Source organism: Streptomyces sp. NPDC054956 (assembly GCF_053609185.1).
In genome coordinates this window covers 1-17,541 of the sequence record NZ_JBSGXB010000151.1, presented here as the reverse complement: position 1 = coordinate 17,541, position 17,541 = coordinate 1, and the positions used below count along the sequence as shown (strand labels likewise).

17 protein-coding genes and 1 riboswitch are annotated in these 17,541 nt (G+C 71.7%); of the genes, 9 read left to right on the top strand and 8 right to left on the bottom strand.

The genetic code is table 11. From position 1 onward, the window contains the following. Positions 1 to 90: 90 nt before the first annotated feature. The 5 genes from ACWGDE_RS22720 to ACWGDE_RS22700 form a co-directional block, all read right to left on the bottom strand. Entirely contained in the window at positions 91 to 1,002 is a 912-nt protein-coding gene (locus ACWGDE_RS22720) for a hypothetical protein (protein ID WP_453390827.1), read from the bottom strand. 52 nt (positions 1,003 to 1,054) lie between these two features. Then, entirely contained in the window at positions 1,055 to 1,969 is a 915-nt protein-coding gene (gene metF, locus ACWGDE_RS22715; RefSeq protein WP_453390826.1) for a methylenetetrahydrofolate reductase [NAD(P)H], read from the bottom strand. A 127-nt stretch (positions 1,970 to 2,096) separates the two neighbouring features. Further along, positions 2,097 to 2,747, bottom strand: a complete 651-nt coding sequence (thiE, locus tag ACWGDE_RS22710) for a thiamine phosphate synthase (RefSeq protein ID WP_453390825.1) — start codon at positions 2,745 to 2,747, stop codon at positions 2,097 to 2,099. A 135-nt stretch (positions 2,748 to 2,882) separates the two neighbouring features. After that, a complete protein-coding gene (locus ACWGDE_RS22705) occupies positions 2,883 to 3,248 on the bottom strand; it encodes an Rv2175c family DNA-binding protein (protein WP_450911940.1) in 366 nt (121 codons plus the stop codon). Positions 3,249 to 3,337: 89 nt separating this feature from the next. Further along, a complete protein-coding gene (locus ACWGDE_RS22700) occupies positions 3,338 to 4,624 on the bottom strand; it encodes an NAD(P)/FAD-dependent oxidoreductase (protein ID WP_453390824.1) in 1,287 nt (428 codons plus the stop codon). Between the two features lie 163 nt (positions 4,625 to 4,787). Continuing rightward, a riboswitch (TPP riboswitch) is annotated at positions 4,788 to 4,900 on the top strand. Between ACWGDE_RS22700 and thiO the strand changes: the two genes are divergently transcribed. The 7 genes from thiO to ACWGDE_RS22665 all read left to right on the top strand — a co-directional run bounded on the left by thiO (position 4,898) and on the right by ACWGDE_RS22665 (position 12,180). Further along, the gene (thiO, locus tag ACWGDE_RS22695; RefSeq protein WP_453390823.1) at positions 4,898 to 6,085 is read left to right on the top strand and encodes a glycine oxidase ThiO; all 1,188 of its coding nucleotides are present in this window, start codon (positions 4,898 to 4,900) and stop codon (positions 6,083 to 6,085) included. (Overlaps the previous riboswitch by 3 nt.) Next, positions 6,082 to 6,282, top strand: a complete 201-nt coding sequence (thiS, locus tag ACWGDE_RS22690; protein ID WP_453390822.1) for a sulfur carrier protein ThiS — start codon at positions 6,082 to 6,084, stop codon at positions 6,280 to 6,282. Before thiO ends, thiS begins: the two co-directional genes overlap by 4 nt. 14 nt (positions 6,283 to 6,296) lie before the next feature. Next, on the top strand, positions 6,297 to 7,118 hold the full coding sequence (locus tag ACWGDE_RS22685) for a thiazole synthase (protein WP_453390821.1): 822 nt from the start codon (positions 6,297 to 6,299) through the stop codon (positions 7,116 to 7,118). Positions 7,119 to 7,640: 522 nt separating this feature from the next. Next, positions 7,641 to 8,033 carry a hypothetical protein gene (locus ACWGDE_RS22680; protein ID WP_453390820.1) on the top strand — a complete coding sequence of 131 codons (393 nt, stop codon included), beginning with the start codon at positions 7,641 to 7,643 and terminating at the stop codon, positions 8,031 to 8,033. Positions 8,034 to 8,745: 712 nt separating this feature from the next. Beyond that, positions 8,746 to 10,650 (top strand): Stk1 family PASTA domain-containing Ser/Thr kinase, encoded by a 1,905-nt coding sequence (gene pknB, locus ACWGDE_RS22675; protein WP_453390819.1) that lies wholly within the window; start codon positions 8,746 to 8,748, stop codon positions 10,648 to 10,650. 9 nt (positions 10,651 to 10,659) lie between these two features. Continuing rightward, positions 10,660 to 11,529: a deoxyribonuclease IV gene (locus tag ACWGDE_RS22670; RefSeq protein WP_453390818.1), complete on the top strand. Its 870-nt coding sequence runs from the start codon at positions 10,660 to 10,662 to the stop codon at positions 11,527 to 11,529. 87 nt (positions 11,530 to 11,616) lie between these two features. Continuing rightward, the gene (locus ACWGDE_RS22665; protein ID WP_453390817.1) at positions 11,617 to 12,180 is read left to right on the top strand and encodes a DUF4396 domain-containing protein; all 564 of its coding nucleotides are present in this window, start codon (positions 11,617 to 11,619) and stop codon (positions 12,178 to 12,180) included. A gap of 10 nt (positions 12,181 to 12,190) precedes the next feature. Here the strand turns inward: ACWGDE_RS22665 and ACWGDE_RS22660 are convergent, their stop codons facing one another. Next, positions 12,191 to 12,823, bottom strand: a complete 633-nt coding sequence (locus tag ACWGDE_RS22660) for a sulfite oxidase-like oxidoreductase (RefSeq protein WP_453390816.1) — start codon at positions 12,821 to 12,823, stop codon at positions 12,191 to 12,193. Between the two features lie 173 nt (positions 12,824 to 12,996). On the opposite strand from ACWGDE_RS22660, the gene bfr reads away from it, so the two are divergent. Next, positions 12,997 to 13,473, top strand: a complete 477-nt coding sequence (gene bfr / locus ACWGDE_RS22655) for a bacterioferritin (protein ID WP_453390815.1) — start codon at positions 12,997 to 12,999, stop codon at positions 13,471 to 13,473. 9 nt (positions 13,474 to 13,482) lie between these two features. Here bfr and ACWGDE_RS22650 read toward each other — a convergent pair whose 3' ends face one another. Both ACWGDE_RS22650 and ACWGDE_RS22645 read right to left on the bottom strand, forming a co-directional pair. After that, the gene (locus ACWGDE_RS22650; protein WP_453390814.1) at positions 13,483 to 13,740 is read right to left on the bottom strand and encodes a (2Fe-2S)-binding protein; all 258 of its coding nucleotides are present in this window, start codon (positions 13,738 to 13,740) and stop codon (positions 13,483 to 13,485) included. 179 nt (positions 13,741 to 13,919) lie between these two features. After that, the gene (locus tag ACWGDE_RS22645) at positions 13,920 to 15,284 is read right to left on the bottom strand and encodes a class II 3-deoxy-7-phosphoheptulonate synthase (RefSeq protein ID WP_453390829.1); all 1,365 of its coding nucleotides are present in this window, start codon (positions 15,282 to 15,284) and stop codon (positions 13,920 to 13,922) included. Between the two features lie 285 nt (positions 15,285 to 15,569). Here ACWGDE_RS22645 and ACWGDE_RS22640 point away from each other — a divergent pair, with 285 nt between their 5' ends. Next, positions 15,570 to 17,489, top strand: a complete 1,920-nt coding sequence (locus ACWGDE_RS22640) for an anthranilate synthase family protein (protein WP_453390828.1) — start codon at positions 15,570 to 15,572, stop codon at positions 17,487 to 17,489. Positions 17,490 to 17,541: the final 52 nt, after the last annotated feature.

Below are 17,541 nucleotides of genomic sequence, written 5' to 3'. Positions count from 1 at the left end.
CCCGATTACTGGACGTCCTCGGGTGCCTCGACAACGCGGCGAGGTGCGGTGCCGGGCGGCGCGGGTCAGGCAAGATCCGAAAGAGACGGCCTAGTACCGGTACTGCTCGTACTCGCCGGTGCCCTGGTACGGGTACTGCTGCTGCTCCTCGACCGGGTAGGGCTGGGCGGCCCCGTCGGTGGACCGCTGCTGAGGGACCCAGACCCCGCCGGGCGGGGTGTCCATGGAGTACTGCTGCTGTTGCTGTTGCTGCTGTGCCGCGTACGGGTCCGGGGCGTAGTCGCCGTACGGGGCGTACCCGTACGGCTGCTGGGGGGCGACGGCCCCGCCGGTGCCGATGTACGGGTCGGAGTAGGCGGCGTAGACCTGCTGCTCGCCGGGGGCCGGATAGCCGGTGGTGTAGTCGTAGCCGCCCTGGGCCTGCGGGTCGTAGTAGGCCGCGTACTGGTGGGCGTCCTGTTCGGCCGTGGTGAACGGCGAGGCGAAGGAGCCGGTGCTCTGGATGCTCTGGATCCCGTACGAGCCGGTGTCCTCGGGCACCGGCTGCGTGGCGTAGTACTCCTGGGTCCCCTCGCCCGCGGAGCCGGAAGGGGCCTCGGCGAACTCGGTGTGGTCCGCGGGGTCCTCGTCGGGGCCGGCCGCCGCCTCGGGGCCGTATTCCAGGGCGGTCACCTGGAGCGCGGGCTCCTGGCGGGGACCGCCCGCGGCCCGGCGGCGCCGGCTCGGCGGCGCGGCGGCCGCCTTCCGGTCACGGCGCAGCGCCCAGCCGGCCACGAAGCCCTTGCGGAACGAGAGGGTCACCAGGGTCTGGCCGATCGCGAACGCGACCGCGCCGGCGCCGATGACGAGCACCGAGGGCAGCACGACGCCCGCGACGACTCCCAGGAAGCCGGCGAAGGCGAGCAGCCGCCAGCGCAGCCGGGCCTTGTACTGCATCAGGACCTCGGCAAGCAGCCACAGCGCGACGAAACCGAACGCGATGTAGAGGACCGTCATTCCCATGCATGGGCCCCTCTCGGTGCGGACGACCGCCCGGGGAACAGGGGTCGGCCGGTCAGGCCCGCTGGTGCAGGCCCAGGTTCTCGTAGATCTCGAGAGTCGCCGTGGAATTGTTCAGCGTGATGAAGTGCAGCCCCGGGACACCCTCGGACAGCAGCCGCGCGCAGAACTCCGTGGCGAACTCGATGCCAATGGAGCGTACAGCGGCCGGATCGTCCTTGACCGCGAGCATGCGCTCTTTCACAGCCGCGGGGAAGACTGCGTTGCTGAGTTGGGGCAGCCGGTCGAGCTGCTTGATGCCCACAACAGGCATGCACTCGGGGATGATCGGGGTTTCGCAGCCCGCCTTCTCGACGCTGTCGCGCAGCCGCAGGTAGTGCTCCGGATCGAAGAACATCTGGGTGATCGCGTAGTCGGCGCCCGCGCGGCACTTGTCCACGAAGTGCCGGATGTCCGTGTCCCAGTCCGTCGAACGCGGGTGCATCTCGGGGAAGGCCGCGACGCCGACGCAGAAGTCGCCGGACTCCTTGAGCAGGCGGACCAGGTCGGCCGCGTAGTGCACGCCCTCGGGGTGCGCGACCCACTCGCCCATCGGGTCGCCCGGCGGGTCCCCGCGCAGGGCGAGCATGTTGCGGATGCCGGCGTCGGCGAACTGGCCGATGACGTTGCGCAGCTCGGCGATCGAGTGGTCGACCGCGGTGAGGTGCGCGACGGGGGTCAGCGTGGTGTCCGCGGCGATCTGCTCGGTGGCCCGCACGGTGCCGCCGCGGGTGGAGCCGCCGGCTCCGTAGGTGACGGAGACGAAGCTCGGGGCGACCGCCTCGACCCGGCGCAGCGCGTTCCAGAGGTTGCGCTCGCCCTTCTCGCTCTTGGGTGCCCAGAACTCGAAGGAGTACGAGCGCCCGGACGCGATGAGGTCTCGGACCGTGTGTGCGCGGTCCGACCAGGTGGAAGAGGTACCAAGGGCCATACGGGGAGGTTAGACGCGCTCCCGTGGACACCGAAGCGATGTCCATCCCTTGGACACGAAAATGAGACAGCCGCCCGGTGGAGCGACTGCGGGGCTCGACCGCGGGGGTGCGTACGGGCGGCCCGTCCTAGGCGAGGCGGGCGCGGACCCGCTTGGCCAGGTCGGCGGCGGCCGCACCGGGGTCGGAGGCCTCGGTGAGGGCCCGGACGACCACGACGCGGGAGGCGCCGGCGTCCAGCACCTCGTCCAGATTCGAGGCGTCGATCCCGCCGATGGCGAACCACGGCCGGTCCTGCGCGAGCGAGGCGGCGTGGCGCACGAGCCCGAGTCCGGGGGCGTGGCGGCCGGGCTTGGTGGGGGTGGGCCAGCACGGGCCGGTGCAGAAGTAGTCGACGCCGGGCTCGGCGGCGGCCGCGTCCACCTCGGCCTCGGAGTGGCAGGAGCGTCCGATCAGGATCTCCTGTCCGAGGATGGCGCGGGCGGCGGGCACGGGGATGTCGCCCTGCCCGAGGTGCAGCACGTCCGAGCCGATGGCGTGCGCGACGTCGGCGCGGTCGTTGACGGCGAGCAGCTTGCCGTGGCGGCGGGCCGCGTCGGCGAAGACCTGGAGGTGTTCGAGCTCCTCGCCCGCCTCCATGCCCTTGTCGCGGAGCTGGACGATGTCGACGCCGCCCGCGAGGACGGCGTCGAGGAACTCGGGGAGGTCGCCCTGCCGCTTGCGTGCGTCCGTGCACAGGTAGAGCCGGGCGTCGGACAGCTGGGCGGCGATGGCGGACATGGGTACCCCCGGGGTGGTGTGTCGTACGTACGCGGTGTGCGGGCCCGGCAGGGGGCCCGCACACCGCGTGTGGCGTTGCGCCGTGTGTACTGCTGCTGGTGCTGGTGCTGGTGTTGCCGGTGTTGCGGAATCAGGTCAGATGGCGAGCGCCTGAGCGCGGCGCTTCACCTCCGTGCCGCGATTCTCGCTCAGCGCCTGCACCGGAGTGCCGGGCAGGGTGTCGTCGGCGGTGAACAGCCACTCCAGGATCTCCGCGTCGGTGAAGCGGTCGTCGCGGAGCACGGTCAGCAGGCCGACCAGGCCCTTGACGATCTTGTCCCCGTCGATGAAGGCGGCGGGCACCTGGAGGGAGCGGTTCTCGCCGCGGCGCACCGCGAGCAGCTGACCTTCCTTGACCAGCTGGCGAACCTTGGTCACTTCGATGTCGAGCATCTCCGCGATGTCGGGGAGGTACAGCCAGGCGGGAACAAGGGCATCGATCTTTGCGTCAATCTCGGTCACGGGCACAAGCCTGCCATCTCGGACTCGCCGCCGGTACCCGAGCGGCCCCGTCCGGGGCCGCACCCGGTCCTCCGTTCGGCCAGGCCGTCCTAGAGCACCGTCGACTTCAGGGCGATCGCGGGGTCGGCAATCCTCGCCGGGTCCACCGGTGCGCCCGACTCGACGAGGCGGCGGCCCTGGGCCAGGTCGCGCGGGCGGCCCACCGCGAGGAGGGCGACCAGCCGGCCGTCGCGCAGCCAGCACGCCGACCAGGTCGCGGCCGCCGGGTCGCCGCGCCACAGCAGCGTGTCCGACGGGCCGTGGTGGCCCGCGTACTGCACGAAGCGGCCGAACTGCTCGGACCAGAAGTACGGCACCGGGTCGTAGCTCTGCTCGGAGGGCGCACCGGCCGGCGCATCGGCCGGTGCCCCGGCGGCGTCGGAGGCGGCCGAGGCGGCCGAGGCCACGATGTTCGCCGCCACCGCCCTCGGACCCTGCAGCGCGTTGTCCCAGTGGTGGACGAGCAGCCGCGTCCCGTACCGCCCGGAGGGGAACGAGGCGCAGTCCCCGACCGCGTACACGTCGGGCACCGAGGTCCGCAGGTGCTCGTCGGCGACGACCGCCCCGTCCGGGCCCAGCTCGACGCCCGAGCCCGCCAGCCAGTCCGTCGCGGGCCGGGCGCCGATGCCCACCACGACCGCGCCGGCCGGCAGCTCCCGGCCGTCCGCCAGCAGCACCCGGCCCGCCTCCACCGAGGCCACCCGCGCGCCCGTCAGCAGCGTGGCGCCCGCCTCCGCGTACCAGCGACCCATCGGCTCGGCGACCTCCGCCGGCAGCGCGCCCGCCAGGACCCGGTCGGCCGCCTCGACGACGGTGACCTCGCAGCCGGCCTCGCGCGCCGCCGTGGCGAACTCCGCGCCGATCCATCCGGCACCGACCACCACCACGGCGGAGCCCGCCGCGAGCACGGGCCGCAGCCTGGCCGCGTCGTCCAGGGTGCGCAGCAGGTGCACGCCCGGGACCCCCTCCGCACCGGGCAGGGTCAGGGGCCGGGCGCCCGTCGCCAGCACGAGGACCTCGTACGGGACCGGGCCCGCGGCGGTGTCCACCTCGTGCGCGGCGGCCCGCAGGCCGGTGACCTCGACGCCGAGGCGGAGCTCGATGTCCAGGCCTTCGAAGTCGACGTCGAAGGCCGAGTCCTCGGCTTTGCCGAGGAGCACCGCCTTGGACAGCGGGGGCCGGTCGTAGGGCTGGTGGGGTTCGGCGCCCAGCAGGGTGACGGGGCCGGTCCAGCCCTGTTCCCGGAGGGCGACCGCGGTCTGGACACCGGCCATGCCGGCGCCCACGACGACGACGCCGCGCCGCGCGTGTTCCGTCTGTTGCGTCTGCTCGCTCACGCGGCCCAGCCTAATCATCTGACGGTCCGTCAGGAATAGCGGGCGGGGATCGACCGCGAACCGGGTGCGGATCGAGTGCCGGTCCGGGTGCCGGTCCGGGTGCCGGTCCGGGTGCGGGGAGGCAGCCTTACCCGCCGACCGGGCTCGGCGTTACTCTGGCCACCGTACCTATCGCGGGAGTCCGGGCGCACCGGGCTGAGAGGGAGGCTGGCCGGCCTCCGACCGTACGAACCTGATCCGGGTCATGCCGGCGAAGGGAGGGGCTGGACGCCCATGCATTCATCCAGGAAGGGCCGGAATCCCGGCTACGACGTCCTCGTCATCGGGGGCGGCATCATCGGCCTGGTCACCGCCTGGCGGGCGGCCCGGCACGGGCTGAGCACCGCACTGGCCGACCCGGCGCCCGGTGGCGGCGCCGCCCAGGTCGCGGCCGGCATGCTGGCCGCCGTCACCGAACTGCACTACGGCGAGGAGACCCTGCTGGGGCTCAACGTCGCCTCCGCCGCCCGCTATCCGGAGTTCGCCGCCGAACTCGCCGAGGCCAGCGGCGGCATGGACATCGGCTACCGGGCCTGCGGCACCCTCGCCGTGGCCCTCGACGCCGACGACCGCCTCCACCTGCGCGAGCTGCACGCCCTGCAGCGCCGCTGCGGCCTGGAGTCGGAGTGGCTGACCGGCCGCGAGTGCCGCCGCCTGGAGCCGATGCTGGCCCCCGGCGTACGCGGCGGGCTGCGCGTGGACGGCGACCACCAGGTCGACCCGCGCCGCCTCGCGGCCGCACTGCTGGCCGCCTGCGAGCGGGCCGGGGTCGTCTTCCACCGGGCGAAGGCGGCGCGCCTGCTGACCACCGCCGACCGGGCCTCGGGCGCGGTCCTCGACGACGCGGACGGCACGCAGCTGGCCGCCGACCAGGTGGTACTGGCCGCGGGCTCGCTCAGCGGGCTCCTGGACGGCGTACCGCCCGAGGTCGCGGCTCCCGTACGGCCGGTGAAGGGCCAGGTGCTGCGGCTCGCGGTGCCGGCTCCGTACGCGCCGTTCCTGTCGCGGACGGTACGGGCCGTCGTGCGCGGCAGCCACGTCTACCTGGTGCCGCGCGAGAACGGCGAGCTCGTGGTCGGCGCCACCAGCGAGGAACTCGGCTGGGACACGACCGTCACCGCGGGCGGGGTCTACGAGCTCCTGCGCGATGCCCACGAGCTGGTGCCCGGCATCACCGAACTCCCGCTGGTGGAGACCCGGGCGGGGCTGCGGCCCGGCTCGCCGGACAACGCCCCGCTGCTCGGCCCGACCGACCTGCCGGGTCTGCACCTGGCCACCGGGCACTACCGCAACGGGGTCCTGCTGACCCCGCTGACCGGGGACGTCATGGCGGAACTGCTGACCACCGGCGAACTGCCGGAGATCGCGCGCCCCTTCACCCCCCGCCGTTTCTCCCGCACGCGCCAGGAGTCGTACGCATGAGCATTTCCGTCAACGGCGAGCAGCGCGAGATCGTGGCCGGAACCACCCTCGACGCGGTCGTCGCCACCCTCACCCAGGCCACCAAGGGGGTCGCCGCGGCCCTGAACGAGACGGTGGTGCCGCGCGGCCAGTGGCCCTACACCTCCGTGGCCGACGGCGACCGCGTCGAGGTCCTCACCGCGGTCCAGGGAGGCTGAGCACCATGGCCCACATGCGCGACATTCCCGAGGTACTCGACGAGCCCGAAGACGCGTTCACCCTCGGCGGCCGGACCTTCTCCTCCCGCCTGATCATGGGCACGGGCGGGGCGCCCAGCCTGGACATCCTGGAGCGGGCGCTGGTGGCCTCCGGCACCGAGCTCACGACGGTGGCGATGCGCAGGCTGGACCCGACGGTGCAGGGCTCCGTCCTGTCCGTCCTGACCAAGCTCGGGATCGACGTACTGCCGAACACGGCGGGATGCTTTACCGCCGGCGAGGCGGTCCTCACCGCCCGCCTGGCCCGCGAGGCCCTCGGCACGGACTGGATCAAGCTGGAGGTCGTCGCGGACGAGCGGACGCTGCTGCCCGACGGGGTGGAGCTGCTCGACGCCGCCGAGATCCTGGTGGACGAGGGCTTCACGGTCCTCCCGTACACGAACGACGACCCGGTGCTCGCGCGGAAGCTGGAGGACGTGGGCTGCGCGGCGATCATGCCGCTGGGGTCCCCGATCGGCTCCGGGATGGGCATCCGCAATCCGCACAACTTCGAGCTGATCGCGGAGCGGGCGGGGGTTCCGGTGATCCTCGACGCGGGGGCCGGCACGGCCTCGGACGTGGCCCTGGCCATGGAACTGGGCTGCTCGGCGGTGATGCTCGCCTCCGCGGTGACGCGTGCGCAGCTGCCGGTCCTGATGGCCGCCGCGATGCGGGACGCGGTCTCGGCGGGCCGCCTGGCCCACCGCGCGGGCCGCATCCCGGAACGCCGCTTCGCGGAACCCTCCTCCCCGGTAGAGGGCCGCGCGACCCTGGACCCGGAACGCCCGGCGTTCTGAGGGGTCGGGAGTACGGGTTCCCGCGCATGCGGTGCCCACACCCCCTCGGGCCCCACTCCGGGGGAAGGCGGGACCCGGGCCGGCCGGAGCCGTAAAGGGTTCGGGGTTTCCCGTCAGCCTCATCGTCCTTCCGCATCGGGCCGGCCTGTCAAGGGCGCTCACTGCGTTCGCGTCGCTTCGCGACGGCCTCCGGCCGCCCTTGACAGCCCGTCCCGCCACGGAAGAACGAAGACTGCCGGGAACCCCCGAAGGAACGGGCCGGTCACAAGGGACCTGACGGGCCCATCAGTGATGTCCAACCAGGCTGCGGCAGCGCGTAGCGCGACAGATCGCTACGCGCTCCTCATTCCTCGGCGTCCGCAGGCCGTCCGGGGCTGATACCCCGCCAAAGGGCGACCAGCAGCCCGTCCCGGACCGACAGGCGCAACAGATCGCCACGCGCTCCTCATCGACGGCGACCGACGGTCAGTGCGTGGGGAGCGCGCTAGGCTCAGCCCCCCCCTCGATGAACGGAGCGGCGTGGTGCGGATATTCGTGAACCGAGTCGTCGAGGAGAAGCGAGTCGTCGTCTTCCGCTGCGAAGCGGGGCATGGTGTGGGGCTGGCCCGCTGGATGAGCTCTCACCTGCCGGAGCAAGGCACCACCGCGTTCGTCGAGCTCACGATCCCGCACCCTGTAGTCGAGTGGCGACCCGTTGCGCCGACGGTCCGCTACGACATGGAGGTCTACACGTACGGAATCGTCGTGCGGGGAGAGGTGCTGAGCGTCGGGGGTCCCGATGATCCGGTCGTAGCGCTCAGGGTGGGGACGGACGTGGTGATGATCGAAGTCGAGTCCCACAGGGAGACGCTGCAGGTGGGCCAGCGCATCGCATTCATCTCACGAGCGCTTGAGGTGTACCCGTACGACGTCTGATGCCGCCTTGCGGCAACAGACCTCCGCTGCCCTGTGACGCTCGAGCGAGGCCGTCCGTGCGCTCGGCCAAGGCGCGGAGTTCGTCCCACGCGGACCGGCCCCGCGACGGACGCAGCAATCCCCGGCCTCTGTTTCGTGCGGGCAGCGCCCCAGGGCGGCCGTCGGGCGCTGAGGGATGAGGAGCGCGTAGCGATCAGTCGCGCTACCGCTACCGGCGGGCTGTTCGGTGGTGCCGGGTGCCGGTCCGGCCGTCTTTCCTGGGCGTTCTGGCCGCGCATCCGTGATCGGGCTCGGTCCGGAACGCAACTTCCGGCCCGTTCCTTCGGGGGTTCCCGGCAGTCTTCGTTTTTCCGTGGCGGGACGGGCTGTCAAGGGCGGCCGGAGGCCGTCGCGAAGCGACGCGAACGCAGTGAGCGCCCTTGACAGGCCGGCCCGACGCGGAAGGACGATGAGGCTGACGGGAAACCCCGAATCCTTTCCGATCCCGGCCGGCCCGGGTCCCGCTTTCCCCCACCAAACGCCGGACGGGCTGGAAGATGCCGCGCAGTGGCAAATTCCAGCCCCGCCGGCGTTTGAGGCGCGGGGGTCCGGGGGCTGGCCCCCGTGCGGCGGCGCCGCGCCCTGCATCGCTTCCGGACAGGGACGTCACAGCTGCGCTGCAACCCAAGGGGACCCTGGCGGGACCCGAGCCGCGCACTCGTAGAATCGCCGGGTGGACACGACCATGGACGACCCCCTCGTCGGGCAGACGCTCGACGGCCGCTACCGCGTGGACGCCCGTATCGCGGCCGGCGGCATGGCCACGGTCTACCGGGCCGTCGACACCCGCCTCGACCGGATCCTCGCGCTGAAGGTGATGCACCCGGCGCTCGCCGCCGACGGCGCCTTCGTCGACCGGTTCATCCGGGAGGCGAAGTCCGTGGCCCGCCTCGCGCACCCCAACGTGGTGGCCGTCTTCGACCAGGGCACGCACGGCCCGTACACGTACCTCGCCATGGAGTACGTCTCCGGCTGCACCCTGCGCGACGTGCTCCGCGAGCGCGGCGCACTGCAGCCCCGTGCGGCCCTCGACATCCTCGAACCGGTCCTCGCCGCCCTCGGCGCCGCGCACCGGGCCGGCTTCGTGCACCGCGACATGAAGCCCGAGAACGTGCTGATCGGTGACGACGGCCGGGTGAAGGTGGCCGACTTCGGGCTGGTCCGGTCCGTGGACTCGGTCACGAACACCACCGGCTCCGTCCTCGGCACCGTCTCCTACCTGGCCCCCGAGCAGATCCAGAACGGGGTCACCGACACCCGCGTGGACGTCTACGCCTGCGGTGTCGTGCTCTACGAGATGCTCACCGGCTCCAAGCCGCACACCGGCGAGAATCCCGCGCAGGTGCTCTACCGGCACCTGGGCGAGGACGTCCCGCCCCCGTCCGTGGCCGTCCCCGGACTGCCGGCCGCGCTGGACGAGCTCGTCGCCCACGCCACCGCGCGCAACCCCGAACTGCGGCCCTACGACGCCGCCGCCCTCCTCGGGCTGGCCCTGGACGCCCGCGCGCAGCTCGGCGAGGCCGAGCTGAACGCCGTACCGCCGCAGGCCCGTGCCCAGGAGCGGACCGCCGCCGAGGACCGCACCAGCGTGATCCCGCGGCCGGTGGCCTCGCAAGCCGATCAGCTGTCCCACACCTCCCGGCTGGCGTCTCCGCCGATCCCGCCCGCCGATTCCCGTCCCCCGCGGCCCCGGCGGCGCGGGACGCTGCTCGTGGTGGTCGGCGTACTGCTCTTCTTCGGCCTGGGCACCGGCGTCTGGTACATCAGTTCCGGCCAGTTCACGAAGGTCCCGAACCTGCTCGGCAAGAGCGAGGCGGACGCCAGGGCGCGGCTGTCGGAGGCCGGTCTCGGTGTGAAGCGGGTCGACCGGAAGTTCAGCGAGTCCTTCGCCAAGGGGACGGTGATGAACACCGATCCCCCGGGCGGCAAGAGCATCCGCGGCAACGGTGCGGTGACCCTGACGATCTCGCGCGGGCCCGAGGTCGTCGTCGTCCCCGATCTGAAGGGCAAGCCGCTGGAGGCGGCCAAGGCGGAGCTGGCCTCGGCCGGTCTGGGCACCGGGGCGATCACCCAGGCCTTCAGTCAGGACGTCGCCCAGGGCTCGGTGATCAGTACGGACCCGCCGGGCGGCCAGAAGCGGCCCCTGGACACGGAGGTCAGGCTCCTGGTCAGCAAGGGACGCCCGGTGCCGGTGCCCGGCGTGGGCGGCAAGCCCGTCGACCAGGCCCGTTCCGTACTGGAGGACCTGGGTCTGAAGGTGGCCGTGGCTCCCGAGCAGGTCAACTCCCCCTCCCCCGCCGGTACGGTCGCCAACCAGTCGGTCGCCGCCGGCAGCCAGGCCGCGGCCGGCGACACGGTGACGCTCACCGTCTCCAAGGGCCCGCGCCAGATCCCGGTGCCGGACGTCACCGGCCAGGACGTGGACCCGGCCCGCAAGGCCCTGGAGGCGCTGGGGTTCAAGGTGAAGCTCGACAGGCCCTTCCTCTCCTTCAGCAACACCATCGACTCGCAGTCCGTGCCCGCCGGCCAGACCGCCGCCGAGGGCAGCACGATCACCATCAGGACCAAGGGGCTGTAGCACCACGCCATGAGCAATTCGATGAGCCGCAATCCAGTGGGCGGGCACGTCCCCGTCGCGGGCGGGCTCGCCTCGGTCGGGCTGACGTACGCCCGTGAGATGGGCGCGGAGGCCGTGCAGGTCTTCGTCGCCAATCCGCGCGGCTGGGCCACCCCGGTCGGCAATCCGGCGCAGGACGAGCAGTTCCGCGAGGCGTGCGCGGCCGAGTCGATCCCGGCGTACGTGCACGCGCCGTACCTGATCAACTTCGGCTCGCACACCGAGGCGACCGTCGAGAAGTCGGTGGAGTCGCTGAGGCACTCACTGCGCCGGGCCCGCGCGATCGGCGCGCTCGGGGTGGTCGTGCACACGGGCTCCGCGACCGGCGGCCGCCCGCGCGAGGCGGCGTACGCGCAGGTCAGGGAGCACATGCTGCCGCTGCTCGACGAGCTGACGCACGAGGACGACCCCTTCCTGCTGCTGGAGTCCACGGCCGGGCAGGGTTCCTCGCTGTGCTCGACGGCCGAGGAGTTCGGCCCGTACTTCGAGGCGCTCGACCGCCATCCGATGCTCGGGATCTGCCTGGACACCTGCCACGTCTTCGCCGCCGGGCACGATCTGGCGGAACCGGGCGGGACGAAGCAGACGCTGGACCTGCTGGTGGACACGGTGGGCGAGGGGCGGCTGAAGCTGGTGCACGCGAACGACTCCAAGGAGGGCGTGGGCGCCCACAAGGACCGCCACGCGCAGATCGGCCAGGGCCACATCGGCCGCGACGCCTTCGCCGAGCTGTTCACGCACCCGGCGATGGAGGGCGTACCGCTGATCATCGAGACGCCCGGCGGCAAGGAGGGGCACGCGGCGGACGTGGCCCTGCTCAAGGAGCTGCGCGGGCTCTGACGATCTGTTGAGGAATACCCCAGGGGGGTATACGGTTCTGTCATATCGGCAGAGCCGCTACTCGGGTTTTCCCATCAGGGGGTCGTCATGGAGCACACGCACGAGCACCACGAGCACCACCAGCACGCGAGCCAGCACGAGCAGCACCACGGACAGCATGAGCAGCACGGCCGGCACGCGCACCACGAGCACCACGGACACGGCGGCGCCTCGCCGGTCAGCTGGGCGATGGCCGCGAAGGCCACCCTCCACTGCCTCACCGGATGCGCCATCGGCGAGGTGCTCGGCATGGTCATCGGCACCGCGTTCGGCTGGGGCAACGTCCCGACGATGGTCCTCGCGATCGTCCTCGCGTTCTTCTTCGGTTACGCGCTCACCCTGCGCGGGATCCTGTCGGCCGGCGTGGACTTCCGTACGGCCATCCGGGTGGCGCTGGCGGCGGACACCCTTTCGATCGCCGTCATGGAGCTGATCGACAACGGGGTGATCGTCCTGTGGCCGGGCGCCATGGACGCGATGCTGTCGGACGCGCTGTTCTGGATCGCGCTGGCGATCTCGCTCGCGATCGCCTTCGTCGTCACGACGCCGGTCAACAAGTGGATGATCGGCCGCGGCAAGGGCCACGCGGTCGTCCACCAGTACCACCACTGAGCGGGGACGCTCAGAGTTCGGGGCCGTCCCCGGGCTCCTCCTGATAGGAGTAGCGCTGCTCGCGCCAGGGGTCGCCGATGTTGTGGTAGCCCCGCTCCTCCCAGAAACCGCGGCGGTCGGCGGTCATGTACTCCACGCCGCGGACCCACTTGGGGCCCTTCCACGCGTACAGGTGCGGCACGACGAGCCGCAGCGGGAAACCGTGCTCGGCGGTGAGCAGTTCACCGCCCTGGTGGGTGGCGAAAACGGACCGCTCGGAAGCGAAGTCGGCGAGGCGCATGTTGGAGCTGAAGCCGTACTCGGCCCACACCATCACATGCGTGACCTGCGGGGACGGCGGGGCGAGCTCGAGGATCGTGCGCGCGAGCACACCGCCCCACTCGGCGCCCTGCATGCTGAACTTGGTCACGCAGTGCAGGTCGGCCACGACGGACTCGAACGGCAGCGCCGCGAACTCCTCGTGGTTCCAGCAGCGCTTGTCGCCGTCGGCGGTCGCGCCGAATACGCGGAACTCCCAGCGGTCCGGCTTGAACTTGGGGACCGGCCCGTAGTGGGTGACCGGCCAGCCTCGCTGCAGCCTCTGCCCCGGGGGAAGCTCCAGTTGCTCTGATCCCGGAGATTCCCGGCTTTCCGGCTGACCCATACCTCCATGGTGACAGACTTGGCAGGGTGGTCATGACCAGGTACGGGCCGATTCGGGCAAGTCACGGTAACTCCCACTAAGGAGGCACTTACTGGACTGCTTCCTGCGGCGGTGCAAGGATGCGCGCACCTGCCCCGTCACATTGCTGACATTGCCTGGAAGGAGCCTCTGCGATGCAGGGCGACCCCGAGGTCCTTGAGTTTCTCAACGAGCAGCTGACCGGCGAACTCACGGCCATCAACCAGTACTGGCTCCACTACCGGATCCAGGACAACAAGGGCTGGACGAAGCTCGCCAAGTACACGCGTGAAGAGTCCATCGATGAGATGAAGCACGCGGACAAGATCACCGAGCGCATCCTGATGCTCGACGGCCTGCCGAACTACCAGCGCCTCTTCCACGTACGCGTCGGCCAGACCCTGACGGAGATGTTCCAGGCCGACCGGCAGGTCGAGGTCGAGGCGATCGACCGCCTCAAGCGGGGCATCGAGGTCATGCGCGGCAAGGGTGACGTCACCTCGGCACGGCTCTTCGAGGAGATCCTGGAGGACGAGGAGCACCACATCGACTACCTGGACACCCAGCTGGAGCTCATCGAGTCCATCGGCGAGCCGCTCTACATCGCGCAGCTCATCGAGCAGCCGAGCTAGCCAGGCCGGCTAGGCCGCTTCGGCGAGTACGGGCGCGGCCGCCAGCTCGGAGTCCGCGGCCAGCACGGCCGCCGCGTTGCCCTTCTCCAGCAGCTCCCGGCGCGGGCAGGCCCCGCGGCCGAGGAGGCCCTGGATGGTGCGCACGCAGGAACCGCAGTCGGTGCCGGCCTTGGTGGCCGAGGCGATCTGGCGGGGGGTGCAGGCCCCGGCGGCCGCGTGGTCCTTGACCTGCTTGTCGGTGATCCCGAAACAAGAGCAGACGTACACGCGGTTCACCTCCCTGACAGGAATGGTTCGGCCAGCCATCCCCTATTCGGTGAGGCTTACCTAACCCTACCCAAACTTAGGGTTCCCTAAAAGACCCGGATACGACGATGGGGCGCGGATCACATTGGATCCGCGCCCCATCGGCCGTTACTCGTCGGTACTCACACCGCGCTGCCGTCCTACTGGTCGCGGTACATCTCGGCGACCAGGAACGCCAGGTCGAGGGACTGGCTGCGGTTCAGGCGGGGGTCGCAGGCCGTCTCGTAGCGCTGGTGCAGGTCGTCGACGAAGATCTCGTCGCCGCCGCCCACGCACTCGGTGACGTCGTCACCGGTGAGCTCGACGTGGATGCCGCCCGGGTGGGTGCCGAGGCCCTTGTGGACCTCGAAGAAGCCCTTGACCTCGTCGAGCACGTCGTCGAAACGGCGCGTCTTGTGGCCGGAGGCCGCCTCGAAGGTGTTGCCGTGCATCGGGTCGGTGACCCAGGCGACGGTCGCGCCGGAGGCGGTGACCTTCTCGACCAGCTCGGGGAGCTTGTCGCGGACCTTGTCGGCGCCCATGCGGACGACGAAGGTGAGCCGGCCCGGCTCGCGCTCGGGGTCCAGGCGGTCGATGTAGGTCAGCGCCTCGTCCACCGTGGTGGTGGGGCCGAGCTTGATGCCGATCGGGTTGGCGATCTGCGAGCAGAACTCGATGTGCGCGTGGTCCAGCTGGCGGGTGCGCTCACCGATCCAGACCATGTGGCCGGAGGTGTCGTACAGCCGGCCGGTGCGCGAGTCCGTACGGGTGAGGGCGCCCTCGTAGTCGAGCAGCAGCGCCTCGTGGGAGGAGTAGAACTCCACCGCCTTGAACTCGGCCGGGTCGGTGCCACAGGCCTTCATGAAGTTCAGCGCGTTGTCGATCTCCCGCGCGAGCTGCTCGTAGCGCTGCCCGGACGGGGAGTTCTTCACGAAGTCCTGGTTCCAGGCGTGGACCTGGCGCAGGTCGGCGTAGCCGCCGGTGGTGAAGGCGCGCACCAGGTTCAGCGTCGACGCGGACGCGTGGTACATGCGCTTCAGCCGCTCGGGGTCCGGGATCCGGGCCTCTTCGGTGAAGGCGAAGCCGTTGACGGAGTCGCCGCGGTAGGTCGGCAGGGTGACGCCGTCGCGGGTCTCGGTGTCCTTGGAGCGCGGCTTGGAGTACTGGCCGGCGATGCGCCCGACCTTGACGACGGGCACGGAGGCCGCGTACGTCAGGACGGCACTCATCTGGAGCAGCGTCTTCAGCTTGGCGCGGATGTGGTCGGCGGACACGGCGTCGAAGGCCTCGGCACAGTCGCCGCCCTGCAGCAGGAACGCCTCGCCCTTGGCGACGGCTCCCAGACGGGCGCGCAGCTGGTCGCACTCACCCGCGAAAACGAGCGGAGGATACGACTCGAGGTCCGCGACGACAGCGCGCAGGGCCTCGGCATCGGGGTACGAAGGCTGCTGCGCCGCGGGAAGGTCTCGCCAGGTCGCCTTGGAGGCGGGGGCTTGGGTTTCAGCGTTCACGGTCACCCCACACACATTACGGCGTCGCACGACGCGTCCAGCCCGATGACCACTACGTGAGATGGATGTCTCTCCCTGTGTTACTCACCCGTTCACCACGCCTGGTGGGTTAGGGTTCACCGCATGTACGCGCACAGCAACAAGAACTGGTGGTGGTCCGCTCCCGGCGGCCCACTTCTCGCGCGTACCTGAAACCACGAGCGAAGCGAAGGCCGCCCCGAGGGGCGGCCTTCCGTGTTTTCGCGGAGCGCCGGCCGTCCCTCCACCACCCGGAAGGACGACCCCTCCATGTCGAAGCCCATGGACACCAGCCGACTGCTCGACCCGCACCGCCTGCACGATCTGCTCGACGCATCCGCCCCGCCCTTCGCCCTGCTGCGCCGCCGCACCCCGGGCCGCGACCACGACACCGTCGAGGTCCTGATCGGCCCCGTCCACGAGGCCGAGCACCTCGCCGACCTGCCCGTCGGCGAGCGGCCCGCGCTGGCGCTCGTACCGTTCCGGCAGATCCGGGAGCGCGGGTTCGACGTGCGCGACGACGGCACGCCGCTGAGCGTGCTCGTCGCCGACGAGGCGTACGAGATCCCGCTCGCCGAGGCGCTGGCGGCCCTGCCGGCCCACGAGGTACGGGTCGACGGCGGCGGCTTCGACGTCCCCGACGAGGAGTACGCGGACACCGTCCGGCGGGTCATCGAGGACGAGATCGGCCGCGGCGAGGGCGCGAACTTCGTCATCCGGCGCACGTACGAGGGCCGGATCGAGGGCTTCGGCCGCGCCGACGCCCTCGCGCTGTTCCGGCGGCTGCTGGAGGGCGAGCGGGGCGCGTACTGGACGTACGTGGTCCACACCGGGGAGCGCACCCTCGTCGGGGCCAGCCCCGAGGTGCACGTGCGGATGTCCGGCAGCACGGTCGTGATGAACCCGATCAGCGGCACGTACCGGTATCCGGCCGAGGGCCCCTCCGTGGAGTCCTTGCTGTCCTTCCTCGGGGACCGCAAGGAGACCGAGGAGCTGTCCATGGTGGTGGACGAGGAACTGAAGATGATGTGCACCGTCGGCGACATGGGCGGGGTCGTCGTCGGACCCCGGCTCAAGGAGATGGCGCACCTCGCGCACACCGAGTACGAGCTGCGCGGCCGGTCCTCCCTGGACGTGCGGGAGGTGCTGAAGGAGACCATGTTCGCGGCGACGGTGACCGGGTCGCCGGTACAGAACGCCTGCCGGGTCATCGAGCGGTACGAAGCCGGCGGGCGCGGCTACTACGCGGGCGCGCTGGCGCTGCTGGGCGTCGACGCCGCGGGTGCGCAGACCCTGGACTCGCCGATCCTGATCCGTACGGCGGACATCGCGCCGGACGGGGCGCTGCGGGTGCCCGTCGGGGCCACCCTCGTGCGCCACTCCGACCCGGCGGGCGAGGTGGCCGAGACGCACGCGAAGGCGGCGGGCGTACTGGCGGCGCTGGGCGTCCGCCCGGCGGCGGTGCGGCCGTCCGGCACCGGAGCGGCCGGGGCGCGGCTGGCCGACGACCCCGGGGTCCAGGCGGCCCTGGCCGCGCGCCGCGAGGACCTGGCGCCGTTCTGGCTGCGGATGCAGGAGCGGCCGGCGGAGGTGACGGGCCATGCGCTGGTGGTGGACGGCGAGGACACCTTCACCTCGATGCTCGGGCACGTGCTGCGGGTCGCCGGGCTGGAGGTGACCGTACGCCGCTACGACGATCCGGGCCTGCGGGCGGCGGCCCTGGCCTGGGACGGGCCGATCGTGATGGGCCCCGGCCCGGGCGACCCGGCGGACGCCGGCGACCCGAAGATCCGGACGATGCGCGGGCTGACGGCGGAGCTCCTGGCCTCGCACCGGGGCGGGCTGCTCGGGGTCTGCCTCAGCCACCAGCTGCTGGCGGCCGAGCTGGGGCTGCCGCTGGTCCGCAAGGCGGAGCCGGCGCAGGGGGCGCAGACGCGGATTCCGCTGTTCGGGGGCGAGGAGGTGGTGGGCTTCTACAACACGTACGCGGCGCAGTGCTCGGCGGAGCGGGAGCGGGCCCTTGCGGGGCAGGGCATCGAGATCTCCCGGGATCCCGCCACCGGCGAGGTCCACGCCCTCCGCTCCACGGCGCGGGGCTTCGCGGGGGTCCAGTTCCACCCGGAGTCGGTCCTGACCCTCCGCGGCACGGACCTGATCCGCGACCTGATCGCCTCCCTCCGCGCATCCGCTGTCCGCGGCTAGGAACGGGACCGCTGCGCGGGGCGGTCCCCTACCCGCCCTTCCACCGTTCCCC